Source organism: Methylobacterium sp. NEAU K (assembly GCF_030700285.1).
In the GTDB taxonomy this organism is placed as follows: Bacteria; Pseudomonadota; Alphaproteobacteria; order Rhizobiales; family Beijerinckiaceae; genus Methylobacterium.
Genome location: NZ_JAUYZJ010000024.1, coordinates 25,370 through 43,914, shown reverse-complemented (window position 1 = coordinate 43,914; position 18,545 = coordinate 25,370). Strand labels below are relative to the sequence as shown.

The window sequence follows — 18,545 nt, the reverse complement described above, 5'->3', positions numbered from 1 at the left end:
CCCGACATGACGGCGACCCGAGGGTCGTCCCCAGGTCGGGAGAACGGGCGGATCTTCGCGTCCGATGCGGCCATGGCGGAATTGGTAGACGCGCTAGCTTGAGGTGCTAGTCCCGCGAGGGGTGGAGGTTCGAGTCCTCTTGGCCGCACCACAATTTTCTCAACGACCGGAAGAGATTGGGCGAATCGGCGGTGTGCGGCTGACCGTTCCTCTCACACGTCGGTCTCACGCTTCGGTCCTCAGGATCGCCAGACCGTGGAAGGACCCGGAATAACGGGTCTGCCATCTTCGCCAACGTATCCCGACCGATCACCTCGAACGGCTGAAGGGCAAGGCCGTCTCGCTCCCAGTCGGTCAAGCCTGGGCGGCCGTCACGTCCGCCCCATCGTCCAGGCCTCGCTTCCGACCGAGGAGCCGCGTGAAGCACGGGTCCCGCACGCTGATCCTGATCGTGCCCTGAAACGATTCTGGCAGGGATAACGGGACGGGAGGCATCGTCACCCTGGCACCGCTCTGAATGTCGTCTTGGCGCGGTACGCCGACGCGACAGGGCCGGCATCAGCGCGAGGACGATCAACAAGAACGATCGCGTGGCCGTGCCGAAGTCATGCGGAATCGTGGCTGGAGGCTTCGAAGGTCGAGCAGGAACTAATCGGGCGGCGTGCTTCCCTGCCGTGATGCTTGTGCCTGTGCCGCGTCGCTCCCGTGCTTCTTCAACCATCGCGCGTCGATGATCCGGTCGATGCGGCCACCGATCCCGATCAGGAGCAGCAGCAGGATCACCCCGACCGCGACGGGTAGATAGGCGCCAACCCCACACGATATGCCAAGCGCGGACGTGACCCAGATGGCAGCGGCCGTGGTCATACCGTGGACGTGCGATTTGCGCGCGCCTTTGACGATGACGCCCGCGCCCAGGAAACCGATGCCCGTGACGATGCCCTGAATGGCCCGGCTGGCGTTGGCATCGACCCCTTCGGCCAGGAAGCCCGACCCCGCCATCGTCACGAGAGCCGATCCGAGACCGACCAGCCCAAGGGTGCGGACTCCGACGGGCTTGGCGTGCATCTCCCGATTGAAGCCGACCACCATGCCGGCGACCACAGAAGCCCCGAGACGCAGGCACAGATCGGTCGCGGTCATCATCATCGTCGGCCAGCCGCTGATCTAGCCTTCACGCTCCGAGAACGGCCCATCGCTGTCGCCGCTCATAAGACGCGGGGACAATTGGCGGAACGACCAAGGAGCGTCCGGCATAGCCCTATCGAATCGGAGCACCACGTCGAAACGGTCGGAGTCCCATTTTGTCGGGACGCCGGGGATGATCTGACCCTCCTTCAACGCTGGGATCAGGTCCGTGACGATGGCCTTGTGCTCCCAAAAGGCGATCACGACCCCGGTGAGCTTCCGAATCTCATCCGCCAGTTCGCGTTCCTGTGAGACGCCATAGTCGGTTCTGAGGGTGAGTCCCAGGCGTTCGGCAAGGGGCAACGCGGTTTCGAACGGGCGATGGCTGAACTTGGCCTTCTTCGTCACCGGCTCGGCCTTGGCCGCGTAGACGACGTTAGGATGGGGATAGTCGGCGCTGCGGAGGTCGGAACCGAACAGCGCCGCCCATGCCCCGGCTCTTTGCCATCCCCGGACCACCAGAGACTTATCGTCAGTCGTCCCATCAATCGTGGTGCCTCCGCCAGGGAAGCGGCCCAAGGGCTTCTCGGCATGGCGGACGAACATTACGGTGAGAGCGGACATTGGGCCGGAACTCGTACGCAGACAAACCAACAGGCATTTCTTAGCAATACCAGATCCTGCAACGCTTCCAAACGCTCACAATTTTAGGCGTGCCTGATCGGACTCTTACCGGGCGCATGCGCGGACGTTCCCGTGACGATGGGACGGGCATCGAAGGAACCGGTGCGGCGAGCATCAGCCGGACGATGCGGGCACGGCACGAGAAGCCCTATCGAGTCGCGGTTGGGTGCCGCTTTCCTATTCATCATATTCAGGGAATGGTGCGTCGCTGTCGCCCATTATTTTACGGAGTGTAAGGCGTCATTCTCGTTCGACCGTGTCGATTCTTTTGAAGTTGGCGCAGCGATCTTCGTGCGATGGCCCGCGCCAGCGCGTGCTGAACGGCCTGTCGCCGGAGATGGCCCGGCGACAGCGCCTCGAAGCCGATCCTGCAATGGCCAACCCCAGCTACAGACCGCTCAGCCCCGGCGTCGTCAAACGCGCTCGGCGCGTCGTCGCGGACGCCTCACAATCAGAACATCTAGCGATAGGAAAACACGCTCCAGCATCGGCCGAACGGTCGCATGCGAACAGCGCGCGGCAATAATCCGTCAGACTTGGCGCGGGCAGGGCCGAATGTATCAGTCGGTAACACCCTCGGACAATCCCGCCATGCGCAATCCCTCTATAAGCTTTTGATATTCATTCAGAAATGTCGGATTGCGCGACCAATCGGCCTTTGCCCATTTTTGAACTGTATATCCGGGCATCAACTTAAGAACCTGCTCGATTGCGGCCTGGGATTTTTCCTTATTTCCTAGCCAAGCATTTGCCACCGCAATATCTATGTAGGCTTGCCAGAATGGGACATCAGCGACAGAACGCTCGCACCAAGCAGCGCCTTTTTCCCATTGCGCTTGATGGATGTATGAATGACACATCCAATATTTCCAAAGATTGGTCTGCGGATCCCGAGGGCTGAGACGCATGGCAGTAGACAATAAGGGCCGCGCATCGCCGGCGCTCCCTCCGAGTATCTTTGTCAGCCCTGCAGTAGCATAGGCCACTGCCAAGTTCCTATCGCTATCGATTGCAGCTTGATACTCGATCTCGGCACCTTCAAATTCTCGTTTGGCCCTCAGAACATCGCCCTTCACCAGACGCGCCACTGCACTGTTCGGATCAACATCCAATACGGATCCTATGCTTCGTTCAGCTACAGCTATATCGGCGGGCGCGTCTTCACTCCAACGCGAAACCACCATCGCAACGACCGTGCGCGCGAGACCGAGATGGCCCTGCAAGAGCTTCGGATCGACCTCCAATGATCGCTCGAATATCCGCCGCGCCTCGCTCATTGTCTGTTTTGTTCTTGGCCGGTTGTAGACAGAGAATCCAATCATTGCCAAATCGGCAGCAGATGGATTGTTAGATTGGTCACGAAGAACCCGGAGTCCCTCGGCTTGGGTTATTTGAACATCGAGAGATCGCGCGAGCCGGGCAACAAACTCGACCTGCAGCTCTCCAAGCCGGGCCCGCTCTCCTTCGAACCTGTCCGCCCAGATATGAGCCCCCGTTTCCGTCGAGATCAACTGCGCATTCAAGACCACGTGCTCGCCCGTTCTTCTTACGCTCCCCTCGAGGGCATAACGAACTCCCAGATCGCGCCCCACCCGTTTCACATCGACTGCATTGCCCTTATAGGTGAAGGCCGTGTTGCGGGCGATGACGAAGCTGCCGGCAAGATGCGACAGGTCGGTGGTCAGGTCCTCTGTCAAACCATCGGCAAAGAAATCTTGCTCCGGGTCGTTGCTCAGGTTCGAGAAGGGAAGCACGACAAGAGAAAGAGGCGGCAGCGGCTTCGGCGGCAGGCCGTTTTGAACTGCGAGCGTGGTCTCGGCAGTTGGTGCTTTGGTCGGCCAGGCCGACCACCCATACGCCGCCACAGACAATAAGAGCAGGACACCCGCTAGGAGCGCCAGACCGACGACGCTCCGCCGGTGCCCCGTCTGTGAAGCTGCCGGCGCGATCGAGGTTTCCGTTCCTCCGGTTGCATCCCCGAGATCGTCGGCGTCGTCCACATCGTCGTCGGAGATAGTGAGCGCCCGAACGGAGTCCGCAGACAGAGCGAACACCCCGATGGGCCGGGCAATGTTCTTGAGTTCCAGCTTGCCCCTGTCTTCGAAGCGGTAGGGCACCCTGTCCCGCACCTGCTCATGGACCGACCGTGACACGCAGAGGCCGCCCGGCTCGGACAGGGGTTCGAGGCGGGCGGCTACATTGACACCATCCCCGAACAGATCGCCGTCCGGTTGCGCGACCACATCACCCACGTTGATGCCGAACCGGAGCTTGAACCGCCTCTCTTCCGGCAGGGCGGCTTCCCAACCGGCCATCGCACGCTGGATGCCGACTGCGCAGGAGACAGCCCTCAAGGGACTGGGGAACTCCACCAACAGGCCATCGCCCATCGTCTTCACGATGCGGCCTTGTGCGGTCTTGATGGCTGGGTCGATCAGGTCGCGACGGAGGACTTTGAGGCGTCGGATGGTGCCCGCTTCGTCGAGGCCCATCAGCCGGCTGTATCCGACGATATCGGCGACCAGGATAGCTGCGAGACGCCGACTCATCGTCCTATGGCCCTGCCGTTTCTCAGCCTAAACGCGGCGTGCCTGTGACCCGACGATAGCACGAAGCGGCGTTCGACAGGCAAGACCATGGCTGCGCTCACCGAGCCATTAATCAATAAGTGCGGACCGGCACAGATACGAAAACAGCATTGCGCCACGCTGAACTCCCTATCGATGCGGGAGGCCGATCATGCTGAAACGCGCAGTCCTTTCAATCAGATGCTGGCTCGTCAGCGGGCGACAAGAACGCGATCTCTGTCGCTTTGATTGTAGATCATTAGACGATATAGGACTTGATCCGAAAGATATCGTCTTAATTTTCGGCCGAAAGTGCCGCGGCTTCAAGCACCATCCATCCTGGGACGGAGAATCTCGCGATAACTACACATCGAAATCCTGAAATAATCCGCACCGATCTCCAAAATCCCTTGGCCTTGCCATCATCACCCGGCAGCAAAACGTCCCTTTAGCGCAGAAATCGTCTCAGATGGCATTCCATATCTATCGCCAAGATCAGATATGATCTGATCCATTTCCTCTGGACCGCATTTTTCATTATGAAGTGCGCTGACCAGGATATCGGTCGCCTCCATCAGCTTTAGGCCATGCTTGATCGCAGCTGTGGAAGGCATAGGAATCCCGCGCCCGAAACGTTTATATCGCGGCATGACCGATCTCCCATTCAATAATATCTAAAATCGTCATCGCATGCCGCTTTTACAACGACTGAAGCAGCAAATGTTATTAAACTTTCAGCGCATAAAACAAGAATGCGGATTCATCGGGGTTCACCTTCGAGACCTCGATTCCCGCCACCGTCATCTCCTCGGCGGTGTTGCGTCACCGGCCAGGCGCCACGGCGCCGGGGAACAACATCGGTCAGACCGTCGCCTCGGCAGCCGGTACGCCCTCGGTGATCGTCTTCGTGCTGCCGGGCCGGGTCATGGTGGGCTGGCGGAACGGCTTTCCCCAGTACACCACCGCGGGGGACACCGTGACCGGCGGGGGATCCTGGGCGTGATGGTCTCGGTGCCCCTGCGCCGCGCCCACGTGGTGGATTCGAACCGGCACCGCGCCGGCGTACAACGGGGTCTTGCCGGTCGGCGGCCTGCGTCTCGGAATCTTGGCCTTCCTCATCATCAGGCCCGGCTCGCGGCCGCCTGACTGGAGGGGCGCCCCGAAACACAGGCGCCCCGATCCATCGCGGCGGTCGATGCCTGTCATCGCAATCGGGCGGCCAGCACAGGCACCTGCGTCCTCGACCACCGGTGTTCCGAAAGGCCGCGCTCGCCCGAGGTATCCGCCCACGTGATCGGTGCCATGTCGTGTCGCGCGCAGCTATGCATTGACTTCGCAGCCGCACACCCGCATATCGGCGGTGCAGCGTCAGCGGCCGTCATGGCCCGCTTGAGGGGGATGCGTGACGGATCGGCCGCCTTGCGGCGTGATCCGACCCCTCTCTTCATAACGTGCATGCACCCGGGCCGCCCCATCACGCGGGCTGCCCCCTGCCAACGGACCGACCTGGATATGGCGCCGCTCGCGAAGGACGCGAGGCGCCCGGCCGGCCCTGCTGCATCGGATACATCCTTGACCCAATTCACCGATTTCGGCCTTGCCCAGCCCGTGCTGCGGGCGCTCAGCGAGGCCGGCTACGTCACGCCGACCCCGATCCAGGCCCAGGCGATCCCGCCGGCCATGGAGGGCCGCGACCTCTGCGGCATCGCGCAGACCGGCACCGGCAAGACCGCGGCCTTCGCGCTGCCGATCCTGCACCGCCTCTCGCTCTCCGACCGCCGGGCCCCGCGCCGCGGCTGCCGGGTGCTGGTGCTCTCGCCGACCCGCGAGCTCGCCAACCAGATCGCCGAATCCTTCGCGGATTACGGCCGCTACCTGTCCTACACCACCACGGTGGTGTTCGGCGGCGTCACCATCAGCCGCCAGGAGCGGGCTCTGGCGCCCGGCGTCGACGTCCTGGTCGCCACCCCGGGCCGGCTGATCGACCTGATCGAGCGCCGCTCGCTGACGCTGGAGGGCGTCGAGATCCTCGTCCTCGACGAGGCCGACCAGATGCTCGACCTGGGCTTCATCCACGCTCTCAAGCGCATCGTGAAGATGCTGCCGGCCCAGCGCCAGAGCCTGTTCTTCTCGGCCACCATGCCGAAGAACATCGCGGGCCTCGCCAGTCAGTATCTCAAGGATCCCGTGCAGGTCGCGGTGACCCCGGTGGCCACCACCGCCGAGCGCGTCGAGCAGCAGGTGATCTTCGCCCACACGGGCGCCAAGCAGGCGCTGCTGGCCCATATCCTGCGCGAACCGGCGATCGACCGCGTCCTGGTCTTCACCCGCACCAAGCACGGGGCGGACCGGGTCGTGCGCGGGCTCGACAAGGCCGGCATCGCCGGCGCCGCGATCCACGGCAACAAGAGCCAGCCCCAGCGCGAGCGGGCGCTCCAAGCCTTCCGCGACGGCGATTGCCGGGTGCTGGTGGCCACCGACATCGCCGCCCGCGGCATCGATGTCGACGGCGTGAGCCACGTGATCAACTTCGACCTTCCGAACGTGCCGGAGAGCTACGTCCACCGGATCGGCCGCACAGCGCGCGCCGGAGCGACCGGACTCGCGATCTCGTTCTGCAACGACGAGGAGCGGGCCTACCTGCGCGACATCGAGCGGCTGACCCGCCAGAGCGTGCCGGTGGCGGGATTCCCCGAGGGCTTCTCGCCCCCGTCCCGACAGGAGGCGGCCGAGATCGCCCGCGAGGAGGAGCGCCGGCCCGAGCGCCAGCAGCAGCGCCCCGCCGGCGGCCGTCCCGGTCAGCGGTCCCGTCCGCAGCAGGGTCGTCCGCAGCAGGGACGCCCGGAAGGTGGTCGCGGCTTCGGCGGCGGCCAGGGCCAGGGCGCACCGCGCCAGGGCCGGCCGCAGGAGGCCCGCGCCGACGGCCGCGGCCCCGCCCCGCAGGGACGCGACACCCGCGCGGACCGGCCCGCCCGGCCGCAGGGCGAGCGCCCGAACCAGGCGCGCCCGGCGCGTGACAGCCGGCCGCAGCGGGCCGACGCCCGCCCGCGCAGCGCCGGCGGCGGCAGCGAGGGCCGCAGCATCGGCTGGCTGGAGCGGGCGCCCCGTTCCTGAACCTCAGACAGCATAGAAGCCGCCCCGGGAGGAGACCCCCGGGGCGGCTTTTTTTGTGCGCCGCGCATCCCATCTCATCCGGAGGTTGGATGGGAGCCTGCACCATGCGGTTCGAACTCTACCGGGACGCCAAGGGCGAATGGCGCTGGCGCCTGCGGGCGCGCAACGGCGAGGTGGTCGCCGATTCGGGCGAGGGTTATCTCCGCCGGGAGGATTGCGAACACGGCATCGCCCTCGTGCGCCAAAGCGCCGAGGCCCGCATCGTCGACATGACGACGCAGATCGCCTGATCGCCCGAGGCTCCGTGCCAAAGACTCGGTAAACCCTGACCCCGGCCCGTTGCGGTTAAGCTGCAACGCTTCGGCTCGCCCGAGCGTTGCAGCGGTTCGGACCGGGCGGTGGGCCCTCGCTTGCCGTGCGGTTCGTCGTCCGAGACGCAATGATGCGAAGGGAGTCGAGACCGTGCTGAGGAAATTCCTGCTCGCGGCCCTGCTGGTGCTGGGCTTTGCGGCTGCATCGCCGCAGGGAGCGTCCGCCGCGCCCGTCGGCCCGGGGCTCGCCCTGCCCGCCGGCGCCGCCCCGGCGAACATCGAGAAGGCCCAGTATTACTACCGCCGCCGGTTCTACGGCCCGCGGCCGTTCTACCGTCGGCCGTACTATCGCCGCCGGTTCTACTACGGCCCGCGCCCGTTCTATCGCCGGCCCTACTGGCGCCGCCGGTTCTACTACTGAGCGGATCGCCGGCCTGACCGGCCCGGCGGCTCCCCCGAGCCGCCGGGCTTTTTCATGCCGCGATGCGGGGTGCGCGGCTCACGTACACGCTTTATACTGCCGATAATGGACCCGTCGGCGACAGACCGGCGCGGCCGGGAGGAGCCCCGATGAACGATATCGCGCAGCGCGCCGAGCCCGCGGCGGCGCCGCAGGACCTCTGGCAATCGATCCCGCTCGAATGCATCCTGGGCGCGGCCGCCATCCTGCTGGCGGCGGGGCTGAAGCTCGCCGGCATCCTTCCCTGACGGCGGAGACGGGCGGATGGACGGCATCATGCAGCACGTCGGACTTGCAGCGGCCGGGAGCGGGCCAGAGACTGCTCCGGAGGTGGACCTGCCGAGGGGGGATCTGACCGTCCGCACCATCGCGATGCCGGCCGACACCAACGCCAACGGCGACATCTTCGGCGGCTGGGTGCTCTCGCAGATGGATCAGGCCGGCGGCATCGCGGGGGTCGACCGGGCGCAGGGGCGGGTCGTCACGGTTGCGCTCGACGCGATGACGTTCATCCGCCCGGTCCGGGTCGGCGACGTGCTGTGTGTCTACACCCGGGTCTCGCATGTGGGCCGGACCTCGATGAAGATCGAGGTCGAGGCCTGGGCGCGCCGCTTCTGCACCCAGGTCCGCGAGCGGGTGACGCAGGCGACCTTCACCTTCGTGGCCATCGACGAGGCCGGCCGCCCGCGCCCGATCCCGCCCCTGGTGCCCTCGCCCCCCGCGGCCTGACCGGCCCTACTTGATCAGTGCGCAGGCGACCCGGTCCCCGGCCCCGCCGATCGGCTGGGTGGTGTGGTCGTCCTCGTTGGCGTGGATGATCAGCGCCGAGCCGTCCCCGTCCTTGAGGCCGCCCTCGCCGGTGAGCGGCGTCTCGCTCGTCACCTCGGCATTGGCCGAGCCGTCCTGCGCCACGTAGAGGTTCGGCAGGTCGCCCTCGTCGGGTCCGTCCGGATTGAGCAGGCCGTGCTTGCTCTGGTCGTGGTTCACATGCGCCTTGGAATTCAGGAACTTCGGGTCCGAGCAGTCGCCGACCGCGTGGAAGTGCATGCCGTGCCAGCCGGGCGGGAGGCCGCCGGGCTGGATGGCGACGCGCATCACCAGGGTGTTCGCGCCGTCGCGCATCGCCATGGTGCCGATGGTGTCGCCCTTGGCGTTCTTGATCGGCGCCTGGAACGCCTCCGCGGGCTTGGCGGCCGCGGCATCCTTGCCAGCGTCCTTGGCGGGCTCCTGCGCGAGGGCGCCGCTCGCGGCGAAGGTCCCGAGCAGCGCGAGCAGCGGCAGGGTGCGTGTCATGCGGTGGCTCTCCTCTTCAGGCCGGTCTAGTTAGGAGGCGCGCCGGCCTTCGACAGGCCCGCGCCCCGAAACCCCGGCCGCAACCCTGCCGAGAGCGCATAAAGCCCTGATGACCGGAGACCGGCCCATACCGGATCGCCAGGCGCCCGCGCGCCGCGATCCGTCACCCCGAAGGGCCGACCTGTTCCTGGTGGAGCATGGCCATTTCGAGAGCCGGGCGCGGGCGCAGGCCGCGATCCGGGCCGGGCTGGTGCGGGTCGATGGCCGGCTGCTGGCGCGCCCTTCGGACCCGATCGCCCGGGGGGCGCGGGTCGAGGCTGCGCCCGAGCATCCCTACGCCTCCCGGGGCGGACTCAAGCTCGCGGCGGCGCTCGACGCGTTCCGGCTGGATCCGGCCGGCTTGGCCTGTCTCGATGTCGGCGCCTCGACCGGCGGCTTCACCGACGTGCTGCTCAGCCGGGGCGCGACCCATGTCCACGCGGTGGATGTGGGCCGGGACCAGCTCCACCCGCGGCTCGCCGCGGATCCGCGCGTGACCCGTCTGGAGGGCACCGATATCCGCACGCTCGACCCGGCGCGGCTGGTGCCGCGGCCCGAATTGGCGAGCGTCGACGTGAGCTTCATCGGCCTGCGGCTGGTGCTCCCGGCTCTGCCGCCGCTGCTGGCGCCCGGCGCGGCCGTCGTCGCGCTGATCAAGCCCCAATTCGAGGCGGGGCGCGAGCGGGTCGGGCGCGGCGGCCTGGTGCGCGACCCTGCGGTCCACGCGGAGGTCTGCGCGGCCGTCCGTGCCCTACTGGAGGGGCTCGGGGCGGCGATCCTGGGCCTGATCGACTCGCCCGTGCCGGGTGGCGACGGCAATTCAGAATTCCTGATCGGCGCACGGTTATCATGAGCGAGACGGTCACGATCCGGGAACTGGGCGCCCGCGGCGACGGCATCGCGGAGGACGGGACCCCGGTCCCGTACACGCTGCCCGGAGAGCGGGTAGCGATCCACCGGGAGGGCCGCCGGGCCGAGCTGCTCGGCATCGAGCGGCCCGCGCCCGAGCGGGTCGAGCCGTTCTGCCCCTATTTCATGCGGTGCGGGGGCTGCCGCACGCAGCACCTTGCGCCGGAAGCGGAGCTGGCCTGGAAGCGCGGCCTCGTGGCACAGGCCCTGTCGCAGGCCCGGCTCGACGTGGAGCCGGCGCCGACGATCGACGCTCATGGGGCCGGGCGCCGCCGCATCACGCTGCATGTCCGGGAGATCGACGGCCGGGCCGAGGCCGGCCTGATGGAGGCGCGCAGCCACGCGCTGGTCCCGATCGACCATTGCCCGATCACCGTGCCGGCTCTGCACCCCGCCCCCGCGGTGGCGCGCCGCCTCGCCGCCCCCCTCGGCCACGGCCGCAAGCCCCTCGATGTCGCCGTGACCGCCACCGACCAGGGCCTCGACGTCGACTTGCGCGGCCACGGGCCGGTGAGCGCCGGCGTCGCCGCAGCGCTGGTGCGGATCGCGGGCGAACTCGGCCTCGCCCGGCTGTCGATCCACGGCGAGCGCCTGATGGAGGCCGAACCCGTTTCGGTGACCGCCGGCGAGACCCGCCTCTTTCCGGCCCCCGGCGGCTTCCTGCAGGCCACCGCCGCCGGGCAGGCTGCGCTCACCGACCTGGCCGTGGCGGCCCTGGGAGGCCGGGAGCGGCGCGTCGCAGACCTGTTCTCCGGCTGCGGCCCCCTCGCCCTGGCGATCGCGCGAATGGCCGCGGTCCACGCCGTGGAGGCCGACGCGGCCGCCCTCGGCGGGCTGGACCGGTCGGCCCGGGCCGCTTCGGGCTTGCGCCGGATCACCACCGAGCGCCGCGACCTGTTCCGCCGTCCGCTGCTGCCGCTCGAGCTCGACACCTTCGACGCGGTTGTGTTCGACCCGCCCCGGGCCGGCGCGGAGGCGCAGGCCCGCCAGCTCGCCGCCTCGCGCGTGAGGCTGGCGATCGGCCTCGCCTGCGATGCCGGCACCTTCGCGCGGGACGCCGCGACCCTCGCGGCCGGCGGATTCCGGATCGAGGCGGTGACGCCGGTCGACCAGTTCCGGCACTCGGCCCATGTCGAGATGGTCGGTGTGTTCAGGCGCGAGCCCGCCCGCCGTCGATGAGGCGTGCAACTTGCGGAGACATCTGACGTTCTTCCCATGACCGGAGGTTCCCCATGGCCACAGGATCGATCCGTCCGTTGATGCTCGCCGCGCTGAGCCTCGCCCTGCCCGCGACGCTGGCGGCCCAGCCGGTCGCGCCCGACCAAACCGGCACCGGCGGCGGCCCGACTTCGACGATCACGGCGCCCAACACGAACAGCCTCGGCGTGACCAAGCCGCCGGGCACCTCGCTCGGCCCCGGCGAGATACCCTCGCGGCGGGAGGAGCAGCGCGAACGCACGCTGACCGACAAGATCGACCGCAGCATCTGCGACGGCTGCAACTGAGCCGCCGCCCCCCCGGGACCGCTGCGCGGCCGCCTGAGGCGGCCCGTGATGTCACGGAAGCGTCAGAAAACAACGCCACACCCGCGGCACAGCTTGCGTCGGGAGCCGCCGTGCCGGATGCGGACCGGAACTCGCGCCGAGCCGTGACCGTCCCGCACCCGAGACCTGTTCGTGATCTTCATCCACCAGCCGTCGATCGGCGCCGGATCCACGCTGCTCGAGCGGCGCATCGTCGACCTTCAGGACACGATCCCCGAGGATACCGTCTGGCTCGACCTGATCCGCCCGAGCCGCGAGGAGGAACTCAAGGTCGAGGCGTTCGCGGGCATCGAGGTGCCGACCCGTGAGGAGATGAAGGACATCGAGCCCTCCGAGCTGCTCTATGTCGAGGAGGGCGCCCGCTACATGACCGGGCGCGTGCTCTCGAAGGTGAGCGACGCCGAGGAGCCGGGACTCGCCGGCATCACCTTCATCCTGCGCGGCAGCCGCCTCGTGACCGTGCGCCACGAGGAGCCGCAGGCCTTCCGCATGTACACGCAGCGCGCCGGCCGCACGATGGGCAACGGCAGCGCGTCCGCCGCCTCCGGCGAGACCATCCTGGCCGGGCTGATCGAGGCGGTGATCGACCGGGCGGCGGATGTGCTCCAGCTCCAGGGCGAGCGGATCGACCGCCTCTCCGGCAAGATCTTTGAAGTGCAGGAGGATCCCTCCGCCCGCAACACCGCCCTGCAGGACACGCTGCGGGCCCTGGGACGACACGGCGACCTGATCTCCAAGCAGCGCGAGAGCTTGGTCTCGATGGAGCGAATCCTGCTCTCGCTCTCGGCGACCTATCGCACCAACAAGGCCCCCCGCGACCTGCGAGAGGATGTCCGCTCGACGCTGCGCGATCTCCAGTCTCTGGAGGAGCACGCGACGTTCCTGTCCACGAAAATTCAATTTTTGCTCGACGCGACGCTCGGCCTCGTCAACCTGGAACAGAACAACATCATCAAGCTGTTCTCGGTCATGGCCGTGGTCTTCATGCCGCCGACACTGATTGCCTCGATCTATGGCATGAACTTTAAGTCCATACCGGAACTAGATCTCCCGTACGGATACCCGATGGCCGTCGTAATGATGATCGTTGCCGCAGTCCTGCCCTACGTTTTCTTTCGCTGGAAGAAGTGGCTCTAGCCTTGAACAACTGGCGGTCGCAGACAGAACGTTAACAACTGGCCGGGACAGTATCGGCTCTGGAAACGCGGACCGCCCGCGGCGACGAAGCCCTCATGCGATTCTCCCTGAAGATGGTCCTCTCCGGAGCGATCGGTCTGCTCGCGCTCGCCGCCGCGGGCCAGGGCGTCGTCAGCGTCGTCCGGCTGTCCGAGATCGAGCGGGATGCGCAGGCGGTGTCGCAGCGCTGGCTCCCCGCGCAGAACCAGGCCGAAGCCATCGGCATGGCCGTGCGCGACGCGCGGCTGCGGCTGTACAGGCTCGCCGTCGCATCGCCGGACCTCTCGGCCCTCGACAAGAACCAGACGGCGCTCACCGACACCCTCGGGACGCTCTCCGAGCTGCGTCAGGGCTATCAGGACCGCTTGTCGAGCCCCCGGGAGCAAGAGATCTACGAGCGGTTCACCACCGCGTGGAACGCCTACCAGAACATCCAGCTCCAGGTGGTGGAGCTGATGATCGCGGGCGACAACGACGGCGCCCTCAAGCTGGTCCTGGACCCCGCCACCGGAGCCCAGAACGATGCGGCGGTCCGCAGCCTTACCGAGGCGATCGCGCTGGCCCAGTCCCAGACCGACGCGAACGTCGTGGCGACCGCCGACAACGCGACCTCGGCCAGGATCACGGCGTTGGTCGCCACCGCGCTGGCCCTGACGGTCGCCGTCGCGGCGATGCTGTTCACCCTCCTCGGCGTCGCGCGCCCGATCCAGCGCATGACCGGCGCCATGGGCCGCTTGGCCGAGGGCGACGAGACCGTGGCGGTGCCCCATACCGGCCGCCGCGACGAGATCGGCGCGATGGCGGCGGCCGTGCAGGTGTTCAAGGACAACCTGATCCACACGCGCGCGCTGGAGCGGGAGACGGCGCTGGCCCGGGCGGGCGCCGAGGCGCAGCGGCAGCGCGCCGTGCGGGCGATGGCCGACGGCTTCGAGACCGCGGTCGGCGGCATGCTGGCGCAGGTGACGGAGGCCGCCCTCGACCTGCGGGACAGCGCCGCGGCGATGACGCGCACGGCCACGCACACGGCCGAGCGCTCGGCCACGGTGGCGGGCGCCGCCCAGGAAGCCGCCACCCATGTCGGCACGGTGGCGGTGGCTGCCGAGGAACTCGGCGCCTCCGTCCAGGAAATCGGCCGGCAGGTCGACGGCTCCGCCGACCTCGCCCGGGGCGCGGTGGCCCAGGCCGGGCAGACTGCCGACCTCGTGCAGGATCTGAGCGAGGCCGCGGGCCGGATCGGCGACGTGGTGCGGCTGATCTCCGACATCGCCGCCCAGACCAACCTGCTGGCCCTGAACGCCACGATCGAGGCCGCCCGGGCCGGCGAGGCCGGCCGGGGCTTCGCCGTAGTGGCGGCCGAGGTGAAGGATCTGGCCGCGCAGACCGCAAAGGCGACCGACGAGATCGCCGGCCAGGTCGGCCGCATCCAGGGCGCCACAGGTCAGACGGTGGGGGCGATCGACGGCATCGCGGCCCGCATCCGCGAGATCGACGGCGTGGCGACCTCCATCGCGGCCGCCGTCGAGGAGCAGGGCGCCGCGACCCGGGAGATCGCCCGCAACGTCGCCGAGGCGGCGGCCGGCACCGGTGCGGTGACCGGCACGATCGACGCGGTGGCCCGGGCGGCCGATGAAACCGGCTCGGCCGCCACGCGGATGCTCGCCTCGGCGGCGAGCCTCTCGGACCAATCCGAGGCGCTGCGCCGGGAGATCGGCGCATTCCTGGAGACGGTGCGCGCCGCCTGATACCGGACCTCGATGACCCCGACGTATCGGGGTCGGCCGGCTCAGGCCACGGCGGCGAGGTGCTTGACCTCCGCCTTGGCCGCGACCTTTCCGACCGGCGCGGCCTTGCCGCCTCCATCGTTGTCGGCGGCAAGGATCGGCGGCATCACCCAGCGGTCGGCATCGAGGTCGGCGATCCGGCCGTTGATCTCGCGGATGACGTAGCGCGAGAACGGATAGACGTGCAGGTAGATCACCATGTTGGTGACTACGGCCTCGAGGGCGGCCGGGTTGCGGCGGGCGGTCTCGAGGAACACGCTCCAGAAGTGCTTGGCCAGCTCAGGCCGCCGCACGGTCATCCGCCAGCACACCCGGAGCAGCGACCAGAGATCGTGGGCGACATGGCGCCAGTTGAGCTTCTGCGCGGCGAATTTCGGCCGTTTCACCCGCCGCGAGACTTCGCGCACGCGTTCGAAGAAATTCGGCGGGTCGTAGACTTCTTCGAGGACATCCCGGTAATCCGCCAGCACATCGCGCTGCGGGCGCAGGGTCACGAAGTTGATGCCCTGCGTGCACTGGTCGCCCTGGTCGGCGGTTGTCGCCGCGTAGTTCTTGTACAGGCGGCCCTCCTTGCGTAGGCGCCGCGAGAGCTGGGTGTTCGGCAGCGCGAACAGCAGGCCGACCATGGCGATCGGGATGCCGGTCTGGCTGATGCAGAGCGACATCGCCTTGGCGATGCTGTCCTTCTCGGTGTCGAAGCCGACGATGAAGCCGGCGGTGACGAACATGCCGTGCTCGTAGAGCTTGTGCACGCTGTCGGCGATCGAGCGCTTGGTGTTCTGCTTCTTCTGGGTCTGGATCAGCGTCGCCTCGTCGGGCGTCTCGATCCCGGTGAACAAGGCGAAGAAGTTCGCGTCCCGCATCATCCCGAGCAGCTCGTCGTCGTCCGCGAGGTTCAGCGATGCTTCGGTGGAGAACTTGAACGGGTAGCCGTGCGTCTCCTGCCACTTGATGAGGTGCGGCAGGAACAGCTTGATCGCCTTCTTGTTGCCGATCAGGTTGTCGTCGACGAAATCGACATGGCCGCGGTAGCCGAGGCCGTAGAGCCGGTCGAGCTCGGCCAGCATCTGGGGCGCCGTCTTGGTCCGCGGCGACCGCCCGTACAGCTCGATGATGTCGCAGAACTCGCAGGTGAACGGGCAGCCGCGGGAGAACTGGACGCCGATATAGAGGTAGTGGCTGAAGGTGAGGAGGTCGAAGCGCGGGATCGGGCTCTTCGTCACGTCCGCGGTGAACTTCTCCGCCGAGAACCGGCCGCGGCGCTCGCCGGCCTCCCAGGCGGCCACGAACGTGTCCAGGATGCCCTCGGCCTCGCCCAGCACCAGGAAGTCGGCCTTGTCGTAGACCTCCGGGGTCGAGGTCGGCGCAGGGCCGCCGACGCAGACCGGGACGCCGAGAGCGACGCACCGGTCGATCACGACGAGGCAGTCCGGCTCCTGGGGCAGCATGCCGCCGGTCATCACCAGGTCGGCCGCCAGGATCTGTTCGTCGGTCAGGTCCTCGCAGTTGCGGTTGACCAGCGTCACCTGCCACTTCGGGGGCAGCATCGCGGCGAGCGTGATCAGGCCGAGCGGGGGCGCGGGCGCGCGGGCGCCCTGCAGCTCCATGGCCTCTTTGAAGTTCCACATCGAGTTTTCGTAGAACTTCGGGAACACCATCAGCACGCGCGGGGCCGTGTTCGCATCCGACATGCCAGATTCCCTTGTTCCACACAGGCGGACCCGGCCCGAACGGCTTTGAACCGGGCACACGATCGCTCCTCGACCTGCCGGAGAATTAAGGCCGTTTTTCGCTCCCGCAGCGATCCGGATCGGTTCTTATGACAGGACGAACGCCCGGGATCGATCTATCAAGCCTGCGGTCCGGGGCGCTTGCGGACATGGCGCGGCGTTGTGCCGTTTCGGCGGCGCGGTGGCCGCCTCGGGTCGCTGTCACGGCCCGACCCGGAACCGCTCCGGCCGCGTGCCGTCCGTATCGGTGAAACCGTAGATCCGGGCGAGGTCGCCGGCGTGCAGCACGGCGCCGGCCCGCGCGGCCACGTCCGGGTCGGCCGCCAGCGCGGCGAGCGCCCGGCCTGCGTAGAGCGGCCCCTCGGTGGCGCGTTCGTCCTGACCGAGGTCCCGCGCCCGCTCGGTGGCGACGAACCCCGGCGAGAGGCCGAGCGCAGTCACGCCGTACGGCGCGAGTTCCCGCGCGAAGGCCAGCGCCAGCCTGTTGGTGGCGGCCTTGGCCGAATCGTAGAATACGTCGCCGAGGTAATCCTCGGTCCCGAAGGAGACCAGCGCGATCAGTCCGGCGCGGGCCGCCACCATGGAGGGGGCGACGGCCCGGGCGAGCAGCAGGGCCGGCAGCGGCCCGGCCTGGAGGAAGCCGAGATACGGCTCGGCCGAGCGGCGCCAGAACGGCGTGCCCCAGCCGGCCCCGTCCGGGTAGCGCTCGCCGTCGTAACCCTCGTTGCCGCCCCAGACGCTGCAGGCCGCGACGTCGATCCGCCCGAACCGGCGCAGCACCCAATGGACCATCGCGTCGGTGGCGCGCTCCGAACGGTGGTCGCAGAGATAATGGTGGCCGCGTCCCCCGGCGGCGTCGACCATGCGGGCGGTGTCCTCGATGGATTCGGGCCGCATCTCGGTGCGCGGACCCGTCTCGCTGGAGCGGGCGGTGACGATCACCGTGGCCCCCGCCTCCCCGAGCGCCTGGGCGAGGCCCCGCCCGACCCCCCGCGAGGCGCCCGCCACGAGGCAGATTTTTCCGGTGAGGTCGGGCGCGCTCACGCTGACGCGGCGGGCTTCGACCGCGTCAGGAAGGCCCTGAGCCGCTCCTGGGATTCGGGCGAACGCAGCTGCGTGTCGAAGGCCCGCGCCTCCGCCTCAAGCGCCGCCTCGACCTGCGCTTGGTCGCCCCGAATCAGCGCCCGGGACGCCGCCAGCGCCGCGCGCGGCAGGGCGGCGAGCCGCGCGGCCTGGACCACCGCCTGATCCAGAAGCATGTCGGCCGGCAGCACGGCGTTGACGAGGCCGAGCGCCTGCGCCTCGTCGGCCTCGAGGGGCTGGGACAGGAGCAGCAGCTCGGTCGCCTTGAGCCGGCCGACCCGCAGGGGCAGCAGGTAGCTCGAGGCCGCCTCCGGCACGAGGCCGAGCTCCACGAAGGGCATCCGCAGCCGCGCCGCCGGGCTCGCGTAGACGAGGTCGCAGTGCAGGCACAAAGTCGCGCCGATGCCGACCGCGATCCCGTCGACCGCCGCAACCATCGGGGTGCGGGTGCGGGCGAGCTGCCGGATGAAGGCCAGGGCCGGCGAGGCGCTGAAACCGTCCCCGGCCCGGCCCATGAAGTCGGCGAGGTCGTTGCCGGCGCTGAACATGCCGGGCTGCCCGGCGAAGACCACGGCGCCGATCCGCTCCGAGGCGTCGGCCTCCTCCAGGGCCTCGCGCATCGCGTCGTACATCGCCCCGGTGAGCGCGTTCTTCTTCTCCGGGCGGTTCAGGGTGATCAGGCGGACGCCGCCCTCGACATCGGTGATCGCGACGGTGTCGGCCATG

General features: G+C 68.2%; 19 protein-coding genes and 1 tRNA gene. 11 read left to right on the top strand and 9 right to left on the bottom strand.

What is annotated here, in order from left to right:
* The first annotated feature begins 66 nt into the window (after positions 1-66).
* Positions 67-151: transfer RNA gene (locus Q8W67_RS18610), tRNA-Leu, on the top strand.
* Positions 152-648: 497 nt separating this feature from the next.
* Here Q8W67_RS18610 and Q8W67_RS18605 read toward each other — a convergent pair.
* From Q8W67_RS18605 to Q8W67_RS18585, 5 genes are all read right to left on the bottom strand, one after another.
* Entirely contained in the window at positions 649-1,149 is a 501-nt protein-coding gene (locus Q8W67_RS18605) for an MgtC/SapB family protein (protein ID WP_305548377.1), read from the bottom strand.
* A gap of 18 nt (positions 1,150-1,167) precedes the next feature.
* Positions 1,168-1,752, bottom strand: coding sequence for a histidine phosphatase family protein (locus tag Q8W67_RS18600; protein ID WP_305548375.1), 585 nt, complete (start codon positions 1,750-1,752; stop codon positions 1,168-1,170).
* A gap of 620 nt (positions 1,753-2,372) precedes the next feature.
* Complete coding sequence (locus Q8W67_RS18595; RefSeq protein WP_305548373.1) at positions 2,373-4,361, bottom strand: adenylate/guanylate cyclase domain-containing protein; 1,989 nt, start codon at positions 4,359-4,361, stop codon at positions 2,373-2,375.
* A gap of 443 nt (positions 4,362-4,804) precedes the next feature.
* The gene (locus Q8W67_RS18590) at positions 4,805-5,029 is read right to left on the bottom strand and encodes a hypothetical protein (RefSeq protein WP_305548371.1); all 225 of its coding nucleotides are present in this window, start codon (positions 5,027-5,029) and stop codon (positions 4,805-4,807) included.
* A 211-nt stretch (positions 5,030-5,240) separates the two neighbouring features.
* Positions 5,241-5,501, bottom strand: coding sequence for a hypothetical protein (locus tag Q8W67_RS18585; RefSeq protein WP_305548369.1), 261 nt, complete (start codon positions 5,499-5,501; stop codon positions 5,241-5,243).
* Positions 5,502-5,951: 450 nt separating this feature from the next.
* On the opposite strand from Q8W67_RS18585, the gene Q8W67_RS18580 reads away from it, so the two are divergent.
* The 5 genes from Q8W67_RS18580 (at position 5,952) to Q8W67_RS18560 (ending at position 8,993) form a co-directional block, all read left to right on the top strand.
* Positions 5,952-7,493, top strand: coding sequence for a DEAD/DEAH box helicase (locus Q8W67_RS18580; RefSeq protein ID WP_305548367.1), 1,542 nt, complete (start codon positions 5,952-5,954; stop codon positions 7,491-7,493).
* Between the two features lie 104 nt (positions 7,494-7,597).
* Complete coding sequence (locus tag Q8W67_RS18575; RefSeq protein ID WP_305548365.1) at positions 7,598-7,783, top strand: DUF1508 domain-containing protein; 186 nt, start codon at positions 7,598-7,600, stop codon at positions 7,781-7,783.
* Between the two features lie 172 nt (positions 7,784-7,955).
* The gene (locus Q8W67_RS18570; protein WP_305548363.1) at positions 7,956-8,225 is read left to right on the top strand and encodes a hypothetical protein; all 270 of its coding nucleotides are present in this window, start codon (positions 7,956-7,958) and stop codon (positions 8,223-8,225) included.
* Between the two features lie 149 nt (positions 8,226-8,374).
* On the top strand, positions 8,375-8,512 hold the full coding sequence (locus Q8W67_RS18565; protein ID WP_305548361.1) for a hypothetical protein: 138 nt from the start codon (positions 8,375-8,377) through the stop codon (positions 8,510-8,512).
* Between the two features lie 28 nt (positions 8,513-8,540).
* Positions 8,541-8,993: an acyl-CoA thioesterase gene (locus Q8W67_RS18560; protein ID WP_370693905.1), complete on the top strand. Its 453-nt coding sequence runs from the start codon at positions 8,541-8,543 to the stop codon at positions 8,991-8,993.
* Positions 8,994-8,999: 6 nt separating this feature from the next.
* On the opposite strand, the gene Q8W67_RS18555 is transcribed toward Q8W67_RS18560, so the two are convergent.
* Positions 9,000-9,557: a superoxide dismutase family protein gene (locus tag Q8W67_RS18555; RefSeq protein ID WP_305548359.1), complete on the bottom strand. Its 558-nt coding sequence runs from the start codon at positions 9,555-9,557 to the stop codon at positions 9,000-9,002.
* 109 nt (positions 9,558-9,666) lie between these two features.
* Here Q8W67_RS18555 and Q8W67_RS18550 point away from each other — a divergent pair, with 109 nt between their 5' ends.
* The 5 genes from Q8W67_RS18550 (at position 9,667) to Q8W67_RS18530 (ending at position 14,967) form a co-directional block, all read left to right on the top strand.
* A complete protein-coding gene (locus Q8W67_RS18550; RefSeq protein ID WP_305548356.1) occupies positions 9,667-10,449 on the top strand; it encodes a TlyA family RNA methyltransferase in 783 nt (260 codons plus the stop codon).
* Entirely contained in the window at positions 10,446-11,684 is a 1,239-nt protein-coding gene (locus Q8W67_RS18545; RefSeq protein ID WP_305548355.1) for a class I SAM-dependent RNA methyltransferase, read from the top strand. The genes Q8W67_RS18550 and Q8W67_RS18545 overlap by 4 nt, the downstream gene beginning before the upstream one ends.
* A 53-nt stretch (positions 11,685-11,737) precedes the next feature.
* Entirely contained in the window at positions 11,738-12,010 is a 273-nt protein-coding gene (locus tag Q8W67_RS18540; protein ID WP_305548353.1) for a hypothetical protein, read from the top strand.
* 171 nt (positions 12,011-12,181) lie between these two features.
* Positions 12,182-13,186, top strand: coding sequence for a magnesium transporter CorA family protein (locus Q8W67_RS18535; RefSeq protein ID WP_305548351.1), 1,005 nt, complete (start codon positions 12,182-12,184; stop codon positions 13,184-13,186).
* Between the two features lie 95 nt (positions 13,187-13,281).
* Positions 13,282-14,967 (top strand): methyl-accepting chemotaxis protein, encoded by a 1,686-nt coding sequence (locus Q8W67_RS18530; protein WP_305548349.1) that lies wholly within the window; start codon positions 13,282-13,284, stop codon positions 14,965-14,967.
* A 41-nt stretch (positions 14,968-15,008) separates the two neighbouring features.
* On the opposite strand, the gene Q8W67_RS18525 is transcribed toward Q8W67_RS18530, so the two are convergent.
* From Q8W67_RS18525 to Q8W67_RS18515, 3 genes are all read right to left on the bottom strand, one after another.
* Positions 15,009-16,697: a B12-binding domain-containing radical SAM protein gene (locus Q8W67_RS18525; protein ID WP_305548347.1), complete on the bottom strand. Its 1,689-nt coding sequence runs from the start codon at positions 16,695-16,697 to the stop codon at positions 15,009-15,011.
* Between the two features lie 240 nt (positions 16,698-16,937).
* A complete protein-coding gene (locus tag Q8W67_RS18520) occupies positions 16,938-17,744 on the bottom strand; it encodes an SDR family NAD(P)-dependent oxidoreductase (RefSeq protein WP_305548487.1) in 807 nt (268 codons plus the stop codon).
* Positions 17,745-17,776: 32 nt separating this feature from the next.
* Positions 17,777-18,544 carry an enoyl-CoA hydratase-related protein gene (locus Q8W67_RS18515; RefSeq protein WP_305548345.1) on the bottom strand — a complete coding sequence of 256 codons (768 nt, stop codon included), beginning with the start codon at positions 18,542-18,544 and terminating at the stop codon, positions 17,777-17,779.
* Between the last annotated feature and the right edge of the window lies 1 nt (position 18,545).

Bases quoted from the DNA above. Each gene is read 5' to 3' on its own strand.
- Q8W67_RS18530 (WP_305548349.1), top strand. From the start codon at position 13,282: ATGCGATTCTCCCTGAAGATGGTCCTCTCCGGAGCGATCGGTCTGCTC.
- Q8W67_RS18565 (WP_305548361.1), top strand. From the start codon at position 8,375: ATGAACGATATCGCGCAGCGCGCCGAGCCCGCGGCGGCGCCGCAGGAC.
- Q8W67_RS18590 (WP_305548371.1), bottom strand. From the start codon at position 5,029: ATGCCGCGATATAAACGTTTCGGGCGCGGGATTCCTATGCCTTCCACA.
- Q8W67_RS18585 (WP_305548369.1), bottom strand. From the start codon at position 5,501: ATGATGAGGAAGGCCAAGATTCCGAGACGCAGGCCGCCGACCGGCAAG.
- Q8W67_RS18605 (WP_305548377.1), bottom strand. From the start codon at position 1,149: ATGATGATGACCGCGACCGATCTGTGCCTGCGTCTCGGGGCTTCTGTG.
- Q8W67_RS18600 (WP_305548375.1), bottom strand. From the start codon at position 1,752: ATGTCCGCTCTCACCGTAATGTTCGTCCGCCATGCCGAGAAGCCCTTG.
- Q8W67_RS18575 (WP_305548365.1), top strand. From the start codon at position 7,598: ATGCGGTTCGAACTCTACCGGGACGCCAAGGGCGAATGGCGCTGGCGC.
- Q8W67_RS18595 (WP_305548373.1), bottom strand. From the start codon at position 4,361: ATGAGTCGGCGTCTCGCAGCTATCCTGGTCGCCGATATCGTCGGATAC.
- Q8W67_RS18515 (WP_305548345.1), bottom strand. From the start codon at position 18,544: ATGGCCGACACCGTCGCGATCACCGATGTCGAGGGCGGCGTCCGCCTG.
- Q8W67_RS18550 (WP_305548356.1), top strand. From the start codon at position 9,667: ATGACCGGAGACCGGCCCATACCGGATCGCCAGGCGCCCGCGCGCCGC.
- Q8W67_RS18525 (WP_305548347.1), bottom strand. From the start codon at position 16,697: ATGTCGGATGCGAACACGGCCCCGCGCGTGCTGATGGTGTTCCCGAAG.
- Q8W67_RS18545 (WP_305548355.1), top strand. From the start codon at position 10,446: ATGAGCGAGACGGTCACGATCCGGGAACTGGGCGCCCGCGGCGACGGC.
- Q8W67_RS18560 (WP_370693905.1), top strand. From the start codon at position 8,541: ATGCAGCACGTCGGACTTGCAGCGGCCGGGAGCGGGCCAGAGACTGCT.
- Q8W67_RS18540 (WP_305548353.1), top strand. From the start codon at position 11,738: ATGGCCACAGGATCGATCCGTCCGTTGATGCTCGCCGCGCTGAGCCTC.
- Q8W67_RS18555 (WP_305548359.1), bottom strand. From the start codon at position 9,557: ATGACACGCACCCTGCCGCTGCTCGCGCTGCTCGGGACCTTCGCCGCG.